The sequence below is a fragment of the Ruegeria sp. AU67 genome (genome assembly GCF_900312795.1).
In the GTDB taxonomy this organism is placed as follows: domain Bacteria; phylum Pseudomonadota; class Alphaproteobacteria; order Rhodobacterales; family Rhodobacteraceae; genus Ruegeria; species Ruegeria atlantica.
Genome location: NZ_OMPH01000041.1, coordinates 61,116 through 76,787 on the forward strand (window position 1 = coordinate 61,116; position 15,672 = coordinate 76,787).

Sequence of the window (15,672 nt, forward strand, 5' to 3'; positions counted from 1 at the left end):
ATCATAAGGAGGGGAGAACCTGCGTCTTTTCAGGAATTCCTCGAAAATTACTATCGGGCATCCTCTCCGGAATTTACGCGATCAGGATTTAGTCCCTCACCATACGCTGTCTCAATAAAACGGAAGTCAAACAACGAGTTATTTATTCATGAGATAAAGGTGTACGAGTTTGAGATAACTTGGACTGGCAAGACAAAGTCGATTCTGACTATGGGCACGAACGTAGAGAGCTGGGGTATGCGTAGAAAGATAGTTTGTGATTAACGGCAACTTTGGTGCACGTGGTTCCAATCGAAAGTGAACGGCCCAGCGTTCACACCCACCAAAAAACCTAAACTCTTACCTAGCCAAGATACAACGATTTGAGTGTGGGTTGTTCATGTGGGCGGCGCCCGCAAACCCCTTGCCTAACCCGTTGATCTCGTTCACACTTGCGCGCAATTGTCATCAAAGAAAAAATTTTGAGGATCCGAGCGTCCAAGACCCAATTTGAACGAACATAAATTTCGAACGGGAGGACAATATGAAAGCACTAACCCTCGGGCTGGCCTTTGCCTTGCTGGCCAGTCAGGCAAGCGCGCAGCAGTCGCTGATCGGCGCGTCGCCTATTCCGGTCGGGGCAGAGTTACGGTTCTGCTATTACAACGGCCTCGCTTATTCGGTGGACGCCTTTGTTGTGATCTCTGGCAACAACACCGTGACCGAAACGTCCAGTACGCGCGAAGAACACCTTCTGCGTTGTATCAAAAGCGGCGACGGTGTCATGAAGTGGAAACCGGAGAGCGGTATTCAGGTCAATCGCTGAATTGAAAGGTCGGGCCGCCTAACCCACCTTCCCCTCCATCCAGTCCGCGATCTGGCCGGCGGGGCGTTCCCAGCCGGGCTCCATGAACAAGAAATGCGCGTGGTTTTCCACCGGCATAAACGTCGCGCGATCCCCGTACAGATTGGCCAACGCACGGCACGTGTTGGGGTTGACGGCGCGATCCTCAGTTCCTGAAACGATCAGCACAGGGCAATCGACCTTGTCGATATCGACCTTCATCGCGTGGTGATCGTCGAACATCCAAAAGAACATCTCGAACATCACCCGCCCGCTTTCTGCACCCAGCTGGTCGAACACTTGATGTTGCTGCGCCGCGGGCATCTTATTCAGCGCAAAGGGCGCCATCAGGTCGAACTCGACATGCATGGGCTGTTTCCAGAACGCCCCGCCCTCCATCAGCGCGCGCGGGATGGCGCGCTCGTCGTCGGTTTCGGGCAAGGTGCCCCACGGCGCGTTCGGGTTGATTAGAACAATGGCACTGGCCAACCCACGCGCGGCCACCTGCTGCGCCACCACGCCCGCGATGGCATGGCCGAGGATGACTGGTTTGCTGTCCAAGCCCTGCACGAACTCGGCAATATCATTGGCATAATCCGCGACACTGGTATCCGTAAGTCCGGGGTCAGGTTCGGCCTTGGGGTCCCCGCCATGAAAGCGCAGCGCAGGGGTGTGCACCGTCCAACCACGCGCGCGGAAGAAACCCGCGTAGTCAGCCATACACCAAGGTCCGGCAAAGGCCCCGTGGATCAGAACAATGTCTTTGGTCATCAAAACGCCCTCTCGTCACTTGCCCCCACTATGCGAGACGACAGGCGCGCGCGGCAATACCGCCGGCGTCAGACGGACAAACCGATCAGGGCTACCCCAACGGCCATCAGTAGGGCCGCACCAAGGCGACGCATCCAGTTGCCTTCATGCAGGAAGATAAACCCGATCAACGCAGCGAAGATCACCGAAGTCTCGCGCAGTGCTGAAACCGCACCCAGTGGTGCGAAATTCTTGGCGTAAAGCACCAGACCATAGGCCGTCATCGACACCAGCCCGCCCAGGATTCCGATCATCCAGACCTTTGCAGGAAGGCTGGCCAGCGTGTCCCGCTTTTTGATGCCAACGAACCCGGCGATGAACAGGTGCAGAAACGCGCCCCAAGCCCAATAGCTGAGCGTATTGCCCGACAACCGCACGCCGATGCCGTCCACAACTGAATAGATCGAGATGCAAAACCCCGTACCCAGTGCAAACCCCAGCGCCCAGTGCCCGACACCGGACCGCAAGGCACTCCAACTGCTGAGCTGAATACCAAGCGCGATCAGAGCGATCCCGCCCCACGCCTGCACCGGCAGCACCTCGCCCACCAGGATCATCGCCCAGAGCGAGACCAACGCAGGCACGATACCGCGGGCGATCGGATAGACGACGCTCAGATCCCCATGCTGATAGGCTTTTCCTAGCATGTAGTAGTACCCAAAATGCACGACGGTCGAGATCAGGATATAGGGAAAGCTTTCAGCACTGGGCAGAGGCAGCAGCAGGATCATCGCTGTCGCAGGGATGACATGCCCAAATGCGACAAGACCCAAAGTGGTCGTTCGGTCGGCGGCTGTTTTGACGATGGCGTTCCACACCGCATGCAGCAACGCAGCCGTCAAAATGATGGCGATGACAAACAGAGTCACGTCCGAACCTTTCGCGCAGAGAGAACCGGCCCAAGATACGGGCCGGTTTCGTTACTTGCACAGAGCAAGACCGATCACAATGCAGCCTTGAACAGAGCGGTCAGATTGTCTTCTGTCAATTCGATTGGGTTACCCCCACAAGACGGATCGATGATCGCGCCTTGCACCAGTTCCGGGATCGCAGCTTCGGTCACACCCAGTTCGGACAGCCTGGTTGGGATACCCAGCGCGTCGTTGAACTCCTGCACAAAGCCGCGGACGCCATCAAATCCGCCATCAATTCCCAGATAGGCCGCCGCTGACTGAAACCGATCAGCGATAGCTGGCGAATTAAACTCCAGCACTGCAGGCATGCAAACCGCATTAGTTGTGCCGTGGTGAGTGTTGAAAACCGCACCAATCGGGTGGCTCATGGCGTGGATCGCGCCCAGACCTTTCTGAAAGGCGGTCGCCCCCATGGCTGCGGCGCTCATCATCTGTGCGCGGGCCTCGATATCTTTGCCGTCTGCATAGGCACGTGGCAGGTACTCCTTGACCAGCCGCATACCTTCCAACGCAATGCCGTGGCTCATCGGATGATAATGCGGGCTGGAATACGCCTCGACACAATGCGCAAATGCATCCAGACCGGTGCCCGCCGTGATGAACTTGGGCATGCCAACTGTCAGCTCGGGGTCGCAGATCACCACGGTCGGCAGAACCTTGGGATGGAAAATAATCTTTTTCGCGTGGGTTTCGGAATTCGTGATGACACTGGCGCGCCCGACCTCGGACCCGGTCCCGGCTGTGGTCGGCACAGCGATAATCGGCGCGATCACATCGGCATCGGCGCGAGTCCACCAATCGCCGATATCTTCAAAATCCCAAACCGGACGCGTCTGCCCTGCCATAAAGGCAACCATCTTGCCCAGATCCAACCCGGAACCGCCGCCAAAAGCGATCACGCCATCATGGCCGCCCGCATTGTAGGCCGCGACCCCTGCCTCAAGATTTTTTTCGTTCGGGTTCGGATCCACATCGCTGAACAGCCCGCGCCCCAGCCCTGCGGCCTCCATGATATCCAGCGTCGCTGCGGTGATCGGTAGATCGGCCAACCCTTTGTCGGTGACCAGCAACGGCTTTTGCATACCAGCGGCGGCACATGCCTCAGGCAGTTCCTTGATGCGGCCTGCGCCGAATTTGATAGCGGTCGGATAGGACCAGTTTCCAACAAGTGACATGTCAGGTTTCCTTTGTGATTTGAGACCTGCCCGGCCGAGGGGGTCTGAACCGGGCAGGCCGTTGCCCTTAGCCCGTGACCTTTTTCAGGTGGTAGGATTTAGGACGTGTCAGGTTGTGATAGCCAATGACGGACAATCCGCCGCCGCGGCCGGTATTCTTGCAGCCGGTCCAGCAAAGGCCCGGATCCAGATAATCGGCACGGTTCATGAACACGGTTCCGGTTTCGATCGCATCGCCCACGCGCGCAGCCCGCTCTACATCGCGGGTCCACAGGCTGGCGGTCAGACCAAATTCACTGTCATTCATCAAGGCGATGGCTTCGTCGTCCGAGGACACTTTCATGATGCCGACCACGGGGCCGAAACTCTCGTCCTGCATCACCCGCATGTCATGGGTGACGTTGGTCAGGATCTGCGGTGTCAGATAGGCCCCGCCATCGTCTTCGGGGAACGTGCCGATATGAGCCACCGCCCCGGCCGCAACAGCCTCAGCAATCTGCGCGCGCACCTCTTTGGCAAAGCGCACATTGGCCATCGGACCAATCGTTGTATCGCCGTCCAGAGGATTGCCCAGCTTATAGCCTTTCACCACATCGACTGCCTTGGCGACGAAGTCGTCATAAAGGCTTTCGTGAACATAAATCCGCTCAATCCCACAACAGCACTGGCCCGAGTTGAACATGGCACCGTCGATCAGCGTTTCGACCGCTGCATCCAGATCAGCGTCATCCATGACATAGCCCGGATCCTTGCCTCCCAGCTCGGTGCCAACACCGGTGAATGTCCCAGCAGCCGCGCGCTCCATCGCCTGACCGCCCCCTACTGACCCGGTGAAGTTCACAAAGTCGAACGCATTGCCTGCGATCAGGTCATTGGTCATGTCATGGCTCAGGAAGACATTCTGAAACACATCATCGGGTATACCCACGGAATAAAACGCTTCCGCCATGCGCTCGCCCGCCAGCAGCGTCTGCGTGGCATGTTTCAGGATCACAGTGTTCCCCGCGATCAGCGCCGGGGCCACAGTGTTGATTGCGGTCATGTAGGGATAGTTCCAGGGCGCCACTACAAAGACCACGCCGTGCGGAATGCGCTTGATATAGCGTTTGAAGGTTTCATCCTCGCCCACTGCGATATCAGCCAGAGACGCCTCGGCAATCTGAGCCATATGGCTCGCACGCTCGTTAAAGCCGCCGAACTCACCGCCATAACGTACCGGACGACCCATCATATGCGCCAACTCGGGCACAATCTCATCGTTCATCGCCCCAACCGCAGCCACGCCTGCCATGACAAGATCGATACGTTCCTGCAACGGCCGCGCCGCCCATTCTGCCTGTGCCGCCCGCGATCGCGCTGCAGCTTCAAACGCTGCATCCCGTGACAACACCTCACGTTCAGCAAAAACCGATCCATCAATCGGCGAGACACATTTCAACATCTGCCCCATATCCACTCCAATTCCGAAAGAAACAGGATCCCTGCTTCGTCTGGCCACAAATATCCTTTGGGTGCTGCCATTGGTGCGCCATTGGTTCGAGCGCCAATGGCGTCGGGCAAAGCCCCCAGCCGGACCCAATCTCAAGCCCGCTCAAACCCCCGGGCAATTTCCCAATCCGTCACAACCCGCTCGAATTCCTCGATCTCAACTTCCGCCGCGCGGGTATAGTGTTCGACCACCTCATCGCCCATGGCAGCCCGCAGCATCGACGACCCGTGCAACCCATCCCGTGCTGCGCGCAAATTGCCGGGGATCATGCCGGTGTCACCCTGATAGACATCACCGGTGGTGGGCGATTGCAGTTCCAGGCCTTCTTCAATACCGGCAATCCCGGCGGCCAACATGCCAGCCATCGCCAGATACGGGTTCATATCTGATCCCGGAATACGACACTCAACCCGCACAGCCTTCGTCCCATCGCCGCACAGACGGAAGCCAGCCGTACGGTTGTCCACCGACCAGATAATCCGTGTCGGCGCAAAGGTGCCCTTCATGAAGCGCTTGTAACTGTTGATGTAGGGGGCCATGAAATAGGTATAGTCAGCGGCATATTTCAGCAGGCCCGCCATATAGTTTTTCATCAGCACCGACATACCCAACGCATCATCCGCATCATAAAACGCTGGCTTGCCATCCGCCCAAAGCGACTGATGCACGTGGGACGAACTGCCCACCTTGTCATGGTGCCACTTCGGCAGGAATGTCGCCGCGTGACCGTGTTGCCAGGCAATCTCTTTCACCGCGTTCTTGGCGATCGAGTGGTATTCGGCCGTGTCCATCGCCGGTGCATATTTGATGTTCAGCTCTTCCTGCCCGGTCTCGGCCTCGCCTTTCGAATTCTCAACCGGAATCCCCGCATTCCACAGATGGTTGCGGATCGGGCGCATCACATGCTCTTCCTTGGTGGTCTGAAGGATGTGATAATCTTCGTTATAGCCCGAGATCGGCTCCAGATCGCGGAAGCCTTCCTTGCGGATCTGGTCAAAGCTCTTCTCAAAGAGGAAAAACTCCAGCTCGGTGGCACACATCGCGTCATAGCCCATGGCTTTCAGCCGGTTGACCTGCTTTTTCAAAATAGACCGAGGCGCGTGTGGAACCTCTTCATGCGTGTGGTGATCCAGCATATCGCACATCACCATTGCGGTGCCTTCCAGCCATGGCACCGGGCGCAAAGTGCTGAGATCCGGCTTCATGACATAATCGCCATAACCCCGCTCCCAACTGGTCGAGGCATAGCCGTCGGGTGTCGCCATCTCCAGATCTGTGGCCAGCAGGTAGTTGCAGCAATGTGTCTCTTCCCATGCGCCCGCCACGAAATGGCCTGCGTGAAACCGCTTACCCATCAGGCGGCCCTGCATGTCCACCATGCAGACCAGCACCGTGTCGACCTCGCCCGCCTCGAATTTGGCTTTCAGATCAGCCAAAATCGCATCATTGCCCATCATTGGTATCCTTTGTCACTTACAGAGACCTCGGTTTCGATTACCTGCCGTCAGTCATCGTTGGCTTCTTTTCCATTTCCATCACCAGGCGCGTTTCCAGAACCTGACCGCTTTTGTAGAGGATCGGATAGGCGATGGCGGCGATGTGCCCGTGCAGGTCCCGCATGGACCGCAGCGTTTCCAGATGCAGGTCGGAGGACTGGAAACTCTCAGTCTGACCGCGCTCCAACCGTTTGAGGTGCGCCTTGCGGCTATTGCGGGACATCCGCTTGACCTCGGCCTTGTCCAACACCAGCCGGCGGGCACAATCCATGTCGTCCACCAACAGCACGTGACGCGCCAGTGAGAAACTTTCCAGAATGGCCGCGTGCAAATCTTTCAGCTCTTTCCAGCCCTGCGCTGAGAACTCCGAACGTTCGGTGTGCTTGATCTGCGCCGTCCGGGTCATCCGGTTCGAGACAACATCGCCTGCAGCCTCAAGACGGATGGCATATTCGACCAACCCTCGTGCGGCTTTGATCTGCCCTTTGCTCATATTCTGCCGCGGCATGCGCGCGACGAAACGGCGGATCTCGGTCAGTTGCGTATTGACCCGCTCATCCTGCTGCCAAAGCGCGGAAATCGCGTCGCTGTCATCCTGTTCGTAGATATCCAAAACGGGGCGGAACATACGCTCGACCTGCGTGATCATCTGCAACAGCTCGTGACGCACCGAGGACATCGCAACGCTCGCCCTTTCGCCGCTGGGGTCCCCCAGCGGTGTCAGCGCATCCGAGAACTGATCCAGCGCATTGGCCTCAGCTTTGGGCTCCGACATCAGAACGGCCATCGGCTGTTCCAACTGGTTCACGAAGCCTGTGGCCAGCAGGAATACAGCCAAATTGAATCCGATATGTGCAAAAATCAGAGACTGCGCCGGGCTCGTCACCAATAGCGCCTCGTGCAACCCGCCAACATTCACGACGATCAGCATTACCAGCGCCGCGCTTCCCCGCAATAAGAGATTTGCCAGAGGGATACGCCGGGCTGTGACCGTCATATCGCGCGTCAGCCACATTGGAATAAAGGCCGAACCCAGATTTGCTCCCAGCACCAGCGACAACCCGGCGGCAAAGGGAATTGCACCGATCTGAACCAAGGCCACGCACATCAGGATCGTCGCGACCGAGCTGTGCATTACAAAGGCCAGCACCGCACCAACGATAAAGGCGCTGAAATAATCGGTCTCAAGATACCCTGCGATTGCGGGCAAAAACGTGCTTTCGCGGATCGGATCAACTGCTTCGCGCAGGAATTGAAGCGAGATCAGGATAAAGGCGACGCCCAGAACGATCCGGCCCATAAGCCGTACATTCGACCGTTCGGATTTCAGGTACAGCCAACCGCCCAACGCCAACAATGCGGGTTGAAGCCAGCCCAGATCATAGGACAGAACCTGAATGACTAAAGCGGCGCCCAAATCCGCGCCCAGAACACCCGCCAGCGCCATCCCAAACGTCACCATCCCCGCCGCAGCGAAACCGGTCAGCAAAACCGTAACGGCGGCCGAGCTTTGCAGGATCGTGGCCAGAACCATGCCAGCCCCCCCTGCAACAAAGCTGTTGGAGTGGCGTGTCAGGATCGACTGGAACAGCGAACCAAAGCGCCGTTCGATACCGGTACGAACCAAGCGTACGGCGAATAGCAGCAACATGGTTGCGGCAAAAATCTCAATCAAAAAGCTCGCGATAGCCATATGTTCACACCTCGTCTGACCGGTGCGCACAAATGTGCTTCCGGGTTTGTTTTTCTATTCTTGGAACAGACGAGAGCATAAATGGTGTCGCTTATTGATGTCCAATCCCGACGCACGGGGTGCCCCACGCGTCGGGAAGAAGGGTTTCTTAGGTGTAACGATAAGGCCGACCAGCCTTTAGCATCTCGGCGTTGTAACGCTTGAAGATGTCGACAACTTTCGCTTTGGTCTCGGACTCGGCTGCAACTTCGTCCCAGAACTTCACGGCGGCTTCCTCAACGGTTACCCATTCTTCGTCCGGGATAGAGGTCAATTGCATCTTGGTGCCGTTGACGCGCAGGTTGGCCTCACCACCCCAATACCACCACTGACGGTAGTAATGTGACTGATCACAGCAGACCTTGAACAGGGTCTGCAGATCTTCGGGCAGTTCGTTCCAGCGGTCCATATTGGCAAAGAAGTGACCTGCCCATGCGCCCGACACGTTGTTGGTCAGGAAATAGTTAGTCACATCGGCCCAACCAACAGTGTAGTCCTCGGTGATGCCCGACCATGCGATACCGTCCAGCTCACCTGTCTGCACGGCAACCTCGATGTCTTCCCATGGCAGGGTGACCGGCACAACGCCAAACTGTGACAGGAAGCGCCCCGCCGTCGGGAAGGTGAAGATGCGCTTGCCCTTCATATCCGCCAGCGAGTTGATCGGGTCCTTGGTCGCAAAGTGGCATGGGTCCCATGCACCGGCGCTAATGTGCTTGACGCCGACCTTGGAATATTCCTCATCCCAGATCTCGTTCAGGCCCCACTGGTTGAACAGCACAGGCACGTCCAGAGAATAGCGCGAAGCGAACGGGAAATAGCCACCGAAAACAGTGACTTCGGTAGGCGATGCCATCGAGTCGTCGTCCGACTGTACCGCGTCGATGGTGCCTTTCTGCATCGCCCGGAACAACTCTCCCGTGGGAACCAGCTGATCAGCATAGAACAGCTCAATCTGCATCCGGTCACCGGCGATTTGGTTGAACATCTTGATCGCAGGATCAATCACGTGCTCGGCCAAGGCTGGGCCAGCATATGTTTGCATCCGCCATGTGATCGTGTTCTGCGCCAAGGCAGGCGTCGCCAGTGGTGCGGCAGCAACGCCAACCCCAGCGGTTTTCAGAAACTTACGTCTTGTCGTCATGTCAATTCCTCTCCGTTAAAGTTTCTGTGCCCGTTCACCGAGCATTCTTGTTAATTTCCATAGACATACCCGGGCAACCACAGAGCGATTTCCGGGAAAATCATGATGATTGTCAGCGCCAGCACCATCACCGCGACAAAAGGAAAGATCGAACCATAGATGTCCCGCAGGGTGATCTCGGGCGGGGCCATCGCGCGCATCAGGAACAGGTTGTACCCGAAGGGCGGCGTCATATAGGCGATCTGCGTCGTGATCGTATAAAGCACCCCGTACCAGATCAGATCAAAGCCCAACTCGCCGACCAGCGGTACATATAGCGGTGCCACGATGACCAGCATTGCTGTATCGTCCAGGAACGTGCCCATGACGATAAAGCTCAGCTGCATCAGGATCAGGATCATCCAGGGCGACAAGCCAAGTTGATCGGTGAACAGATTGTCGATGGCTTTCACCGCGCCGAGACCGTCAAATACGGCCCCAAAGCCCAACGCGGCCAGAATGATCCACATGAACATACAGGAAATGGCCAACGTCTGCTTGGTGCAGTCTTCGAAAATCTTCCAGGTCATGCGGCGCTTGATGACGGACACAGCCAGCGCGGTCAGCGCTCCGATCGCCGAGCTTTCGACCAGCGAGGTCCAACCATTCACAAACGGTACCATCATCGCCGCGAAGATGATCAGCGGCAGCGCCCCTGCCCCCAGCAGCCGGATTTTCTCGGCCCACGGCACTTCATGCGTGTCTTCCATTGCGGGTCCCAGCTCGGGTTGAATGCGGCAGCGGATCCAGATGTACAGAATGAACATCGCGGCCATCAGCAGACCCGGGATAATCCCCGCCAGCCACAGTTGCCCGACAGGTTGCCGCGCGATCATCGCATAGAGGACCAGAACCACTGAGGGTGGCACCAGAATACCAAGACTAGAACCCGCCTGAATGACCCCGGTCACCATCGTCTTGTCGTAACCGCGCCGAAGCAGCTCCGGCAGCGCAATGGTCGCGCCAATAGCCATACCTGCAACGCTCAGGCCGTTCATGGCCGAGACCAGCACCATCAACCCGATGGTGCCGATGGCCAGACCACCATTGATGGGCCCCATCCAGACGTGGAACATCTTATACAAGTCATCCGCCAGCCGGCTTTCGCTGAGCACATAGCCCATGAAGATAAACATCGGCAGCGTCAGCAGCGGATACCATTTCATCAGCTTCATCGCGGCCGAGAACGTGATGTCCTGCCCGCCTGTGCCCCAAAGCGCCAGCGCGGCAATGGTAGCCACCGCGCCAATCGCGCCAAAGACGCGCTGACCTGTGAACAGCATCAGCATCATCAATGCGAACATGAAGATGGCGATATATTCCTGGCTCATGCCCGCACGACCCCGATTTCCTGCCCGTTGATCCGGGCTATGTCTTTGAAGAATTCTGATATCGCCTGCAGCAGCATCAGGAAGAAACCGAATACCATGATGGTTTTTACCGGCCAAATATACGGCCGCCACGCCGTTGATGAGCGTTCAAGCCGGCCAATTTCCTCACTGCCCGTCAACAGTCCAAAAAAGTAGGAGACCGGTTCATCGCCCCAATAGCCAAGGCTGTAGGCCGTCGACCCAAGCCCGCCATAAAACAATACCCCCAGGTAGAAGATCAGCAGCAGAACGGTGAAGGCATCGAACCAGGCTTTCCGGTGCGGGCTCCAGTTATGATAAAACAGATCCATGCGTACGTTCGATCCCAGCTGGATCGAATACGGTCCACCCATAATGTAGTAGGTCACCATCGCAAACTGCGCCATTTCCAGCGTCCAATGCGATGGCACGAAAAACGTTTTTGAGATCGAAGACCACAGCAGGATGCCCATCATCACGAACAGGCCCCACATCATGACCCGTCCGATCCTGTAGTTGACCGTATCGACGATCCGGACATATGACGCCATCGCCTTGATCACGCCGCGCCCCCTTTCTGAAAATCTGCAAGGGTCCGCGCGATCCATGACGCCAGGCAATCGGCCATCGCCTCTTGCTGCTCGGGCGTTTGAATCAGGTCATTGCGGATCTCGATCATGACGTTCAACAGCCCTTTCGGCAGCGCCTGCGCGTCAAGGGTATGGGCAACTCCGTCCGCCGCCGAATACGGCTCATTCAAGCAAGTCTCATAGGCTTGGTCGGCGGGTGTTGTCGTCATCATTGCCCGGGCGAACCGGTCGTCCACCCCGTGTAATATGCCTAGTTCCACCTCACGCGTCTGACCATGATAGACTGGCGTAAAGCTGTGGATTGTCACCATGAGTTCAAGCGTGTACCCGTTTTGGGAGATCAAGTCAGACAGCGCCCTGCTGAAGGGCCGGTAGATGCTCTCAATCCTGCTTTCGCGCTCTTCCTCGGACAGATCGACATTCGCTGGGATTTGATAGTCCTCGCTGCGCGCCGGCATGGCCCCTGCGGCTTCAGGAGGGCGATTGCAGTCATAGACCAGCCGGGACACCCCGCCATACACCAGCGGTGCCGACAGGCGTTCTGCCATCAGCTTGGCCACAGCCAATGCCCCCGGATCCCAAGCGATGTGGCTTTGAAGCGCGTCCACAGGCAATCCCATATCCCCCAAAAACGCGGGAATGCGGCTGGACGCGTGTTCGCAGACCAGCATTACCGAATAGGGACCATCCACTATGTCCGTGTGAACGACTGTTCCGAAGTCCAAAATACCGCCTTGCGATTCCAATTAAGATGCGTGTGGAAAAATTTCCACAAGAGACCTTAACCTGTCAATATTTTTCCTGTATAAAATTCACCACTCTTGATCTTGCTGAAAAATTTTTCACACTAAGATCGAAAAGATGCAGGAGGAACGCCGCGTGCGGGTGACGGACAGGCTGCTGGCCCACAAAGACAAGATGACCCCATCCGAGCGGCAACTGGTCAGTGTATTGCTGGACGACTACCCCATGGCCGGCCTTGGCAGTATTACCGAACTGGCCAGCACGGCCTCGGTTTCCACCACGACCGTCGCACGGATGCTGCAGAAAACCGGCTTTGACGGCTATCCGCAGTTTCAGGCCGCCCTGCGGGGTGAGGTGAAAGAGATGATCTCGGGGCCGGTCGCCAAGCGAGACCTGTGGCAGAACGACCTGCCCGAAGAACACATTCTGAACCGGTATTCCCAACAGACTCTCGCCAATCAGAAACGCACGATTGATGAGGTCGACCCCGGTGAATTCGACAGCTTCTGCAATCTGTTATGTGACCCCAACAGGCGCATTTTCATTACCGGCGGCCGCATCACCGGTACGCTGGCCCAATACTTGTACCTGCACCTGCAGATGATCCGCCCAGATGTCCGACTACTGCCCGTTGCTGCATCGTGGACGCATGATTTGCTGGACATACGCAAAGATGATGTGCTGGTGACGCTGGATGTTCGCCGATATGAAAACGCGTCACTGCTGATCGGCCAGCTGTGCCATGAACGTGAGGCTGAAATTGTTCTGTTCACCGATCAGTGGCGCTCGCCCATTCACCGGTTGGCAAAGCATACCTTTGCAGCACGCATTGCCGTGCCGTCCGCGTGGGATTCCATGGCGGCCATTCTGGTTCTGATGGAATGCGTCATCGCCGAAGTACAGGAAAGGCTGTGGGATTCGGTTAAAGAGCGCACGGATGAGCTGGAACAAGCTTTTGACCGCACCAAACTGTTCCGGAAATTCGGTCAAAGCTCAGCCTCATAACGGCTTTTTCCCACCCAAACAGAACAACTGAGCGTGAGGAGTGTTGCCAGCCGCATGGCAGGCCGTCACTTTGAAGGCATGAGTTTCGTGACCCAAAACCAACTGCCGCTTTTGATCCTGTTCTTTCTGATTGGATCGATTGGCACCGCCTTTCTTTTCCGTAAACCCGCCGGGCATCGCGCCTGGAAACTCGCGGACCTCGTCTGGGTTGTACTGGGTGGCGTTGGCGCGCTGGTCGCAGTTTTGGCCGGGCTTTACACTTCGGATAGCTCGCGACTGGATCGCCAGATAGACGTGGCTTACGCCGCCGGGCTGGCCTTTGACCGTGATGCCGCGCGGTTCCGCCTGCGGTTCTGCGACCCGGCTTTTGATCCGGATACTGCAGTGCTGTGCGAAAAGGTCGAATTCCTGTCGGCCTCAACCGCCAGCAATGCCGACCTGCCATTGTTCATCGCAGTCACAAATGAGGTCGCGCCGCTACAGGGGCTGCATTTTCTGTTTGGCAGTCAGGCAAAAGACGAACAGGACGAAATGCGCGCAATGGCCGACAAGGCTGATGCGTTCAACATCGATCAGTTCCTTGTCTTTACCACGTTGGACGACATAACACAGGCCGCGATCGACAACATGCGCCGCAAAGTCCCCGCGATTGCGGGAGATTATCTGATCCTGGCGCAAAGCTATGATGATCTGGTGGAACAGGTCGGCAAGTTAAAGGACGAATGGGAATACCTGCAGGACAATGCGCATATACTTGTGCTGCAGATCATCGCGTTATGTCTGGTCAGTTTCGCGGCGCCGTTCCGGCTGGGCAAGTCCGTCGTCGAGCTGCGCGCGTCGCTCAGCGCCGATAGTCCTGCGCCAGATTCGCAGGATCTGCCCCCAGAAAATACCGCGTCAGGGTCCACAGGTTCCGCCCTCCCCGACGCAACCAGCCCGCACGCTCATAGCGATCCGCGCTCGTAACTGCCCGGCTGGGCAGCAAAGTGATGCCGCGCAAGCTGCGGACCAAAGCGACGTCCTCCATCAAAGGTTGATCGGGAAAGCCCCCTGCCTTTCGATACATCTCACTCGGGACCAACAGGCCCTGATCGCCATATGGCAGGCCAAACAGTCGACTGCGTAAATTGGCCCAACCCGCCACCCATACCGGCGCTAAGCCTGATGCCCGAAACGCCAGACGAAACGCCGCCGGGGTTCCGGTGCCAAGGTGGTCGCCTACAACTTTGCTCCACCCCGCTTGCAAAACCGTGTCCGCGTGCAGGACCAACAGCCAGTCCCCTTTGGCTGCGGCGCATCCTCGGGCCAATTGCCCCCCGCGCGAAGGTGGCCCAGTCACGATCTCAGCGCCGGCCTCATTCGCAATCTTTAGCGTCTGATCATTCGACCCACCGTCCGAGACGATCAATTCGCGGATCAGCCCCGCATGCAGGCCTTCCATCAAGGCCGCAAGGGTCGCGGGAAGGTTCCCGTCCGAATTCAGGGTTGGGATAACGATGCTAATCGGCGCAGGCACGGCGGAAACCCTCTGGTCATGGCAGCGGAAACCCCTATATCACGAGGTCCGAGGAAAAGACGAGGACAACCCAGATGCCCAACCGCCGTATATTGCGCCTGAGCGGCTCGGACACCGACAGCTTTCTTCAAGGGTTGATCACCAACGATATTGCAGGGTTGGACAATGGGCTGGTCTACGCCGCCCTGCTGACCCCCCAAGGCAAGTATCTGGCGGACTTCTTTCTGAAGCGGGAGGGTGACGCAGTTTTGCTGGACGTTGCCGAAAGCCTTGCCGATGGATTTGCCAAACGGTTGGGCATGTACAAGCTGCGCGCAGATGTCAGCATTGAAGACAGCGGCCTGAACCTGCAGCACGGCACCGGCCCTGCGCCCGAAGGTGCCCTGCCCGACCCGCGCCACCCAGGCATGGGGTGGCGGGCCTATAAAGCGGGTGCGGAAAGCGACGACGGTACAGATTGGGATGCAATCCGCGTGCGACACTGCATTCCCGAAACCGGAGTCGAACTGACCCCCGACAGTTATATCCTTGAGGCCGGGTTCGAGGCGCTGAACGGCTTGGACTTCAAGAAAGGCTGTTATGTCGGGCAAGAAGTCACCGCGCGGATGAAACACAAGACTGAACTGCGCAAGGGTTTGCGCAGCGTTAGCGTCACTGGGTCTGCAGCGGTTGGAACTGTAATTACTTCTGGCGGAAAACCGGCCGGTACATTGTTCACCCAATCCAATGGCCGCGGGATCGCCTATTTGCGATTGGACCGCGTAGGTAACGACATGCAGGCCGGTGACGCCACCATACAGTTAGACACTTAACGTGTTGCCGAACCGGCACGGCTGAGCAACCGAC

General features: G+C 57.4%; 14 protein-coding genes and 1 pseudogene. 4 read left to right on the forward strand and 11 right to left on the reverse strand.

The genetic code is table 11. The features are described from left to right. The first annotated feature begins 523 nt into the window (after positions 1-523). Entirely contained in the window at positions 524-805 is a 282-nt protein-coding gene (locus tag DK510_RS21915) for a hypothetical protein (RefSeq protein WP_109313921.1), read from the forward strand. Between the two features lie 18 nt (positions 806-823). Here the strand turns inward: DK510_RS21915 and DK510_RS21920 are convergent, their stop codons facing one another. From DK510_RS21920 to DK510_RS21965, 10 genes are all read right to left on the reverse strand, one after another. Continuing rightward, positions 824-1,594 carry an alpha/beta hydrolase gene (locus DK510_RS21920; protein ID WP_109313922.1) on the reverse strand — a complete coding sequence of 257 codons (771 nt, stop codon included), beginning with the start codon at positions 1,592-1,594 and terminating at the stop codon, positions 824-826. A gap of 68 nt (positions 1,595-1,662) precedes the next feature. Further along, positions 1,663-2,502 (reverse strand): DMT family transporter, encoded by an 840-nt coding sequence (locus DK510_RS21925; RefSeq protein WP_109313923.1) that lies wholly within the window; start codon positions 2,500-2,502, stop codon positions 1,663-1,665. A 74-nt stretch (positions 2,503-2,576) separates the two neighbouring features. Continuing rightward, entirely contained in the window at positions 2,577-3,722 is a 1,146-nt protein-coding gene (locus DK510_RS21930) for an iron-containing alcohol dehydrogenase (protein WP_109313924.1), read from the reverse strand. A gap of 67 nt (positions 3,723-3,789) precedes the next feature. Continuing rightward, entirely contained in the window at positions 3,790-5,172 is a 1,383-nt protein-coding gene (locus tag DK510_RS21935) for an aldehyde dehydrogenase family protein (RefSeq protein WP_109313925.1), read from the reverse strand. Between the two features lie 131 nt (positions 5,173-5,303). Beyond that, a complete protein-coding gene (locus tag DK510_RS21940; RefSeq protein ID WP_109313993.1) occupies positions 5,304-6,665 on the reverse strand; it encodes a glutamine synthetase family protein in 1,362 nt (453 codons plus the stop codon). A 40-nt stretch (positions 6,666-6,705) separates the two neighbouring features. Further along, positions 6,706-8,400 (reverse strand): Na/Pi cotransporter family protein, encoded by a 1,695-nt coding sequence (locus tag DK510_RS21945; RefSeq protein WP_109313926.1) that lies wholly within the window; start codon positions 8,398-8,400, stop codon positions 6,706-6,708. A gap of 148 nt (positions 8,401-8,548) precedes the next feature. After that, positions 8,549-9,583: a TRAP transporter substrate-binding protein gene (locus DK510_RS21950; protein ID WP_058274157.1), complete on the reverse strand. Its 1,035-nt coding sequence runs from the start codon at positions 9,581-9,583 to the stop codon at positions 8,549-8,551. A gap of 50 nt (positions 9,584-9,633) precedes the next feature. After that, a complete protein-coding gene (locus tag DK510_RS21955; protein WP_109313927.1) occupies positions 9,634-10,953 on the reverse strand; it encodes a TRAP transporter large permease subunit in 1,320 nt (439 codons plus the stop codon). Next, positions 10,950-11,534 carry a TRAP transporter small permease subunit gene (locus tag DK510_RS21960; protein ID WP_058274159.1) on the reverse strand — a complete coding sequence of 195 codons (585 nt, stop codon included), beginning with the start codon at positions 11,532-11,534 and terminating at the stop codon, positions 10,950-10,952. Before DK510_RS21960 ends, DK510_RS21955 begins: the two co-directional genes overlap by 4 nt. Next, the gene (locus DK510_RS21965; RefSeq protein ID WP_234999200.1) at positions 11,531-12,286 is read right to left on the reverse strand and encodes an N-formylglutamate amidohydrolase; all 756 of its coding nucleotides are present in this window, start codon (positions 12,284-12,286) and stop codon (positions 11,531-11,533) included. The genes DK510_RS21960 and DK510_RS21965 overlap by 4 nt, the downstream gene beginning before the upstream one ends. A 136-nt stretch (positions 12,287-12,422) precedes the next feature. On the opposite strand from DK510_RS21965, the gene DK510_RS21970 reads away from it, so the two are divergent. Next, entirely contained in the window at positions 12,423-13,310 is an 888-nt protein-coding gene (locus DK510_RS21970) for a MurR/RpiR family transcriptional regulator (RefSeq protein WP_109313928.1), read from the forward strand. 78 nt (positions 13,311-13,388) lie between these two features. After that, positions 13,389-14,144: pseudogene (locus DK510_RS21975) on the forward strand (hypothetical protein); the annotation flags it as partial. Between the two features lie 7 nt (positions 14,145-14,151). Here DK510_RS21975 and DK510_RS21980 read toward each other — a convergent pair. Continuing rightward, a complete protein-coding gene (locus DK510_RS21980) occupies positions 14,152-14,826 on the reverse strand; it encodes a TIGR04283 family arsenosugar biosynthesis glycosyltransferase (RefSeq protein ID WP_109313929.1) in 675 nt (224 codons plus the stop codon). Positions 14,827-14,900: 74 nt separating this feature from the next. On the opposite strand from DK510_RS21980, the gene DK510_RS21985 reads away from it, so the two are divergent. Then, positions 14,901-15,638, forward strand: a complete 738-nt coding sequence (locus DK510_RS21985; protein ID WP_109313930.1) for a folate-binding protein YgfZ — start codon at positions 14,901-14,903, stop codon at positions 15,636-15,638. Positions 15,639-15,672: the final 34 nt, after the last annotated feature.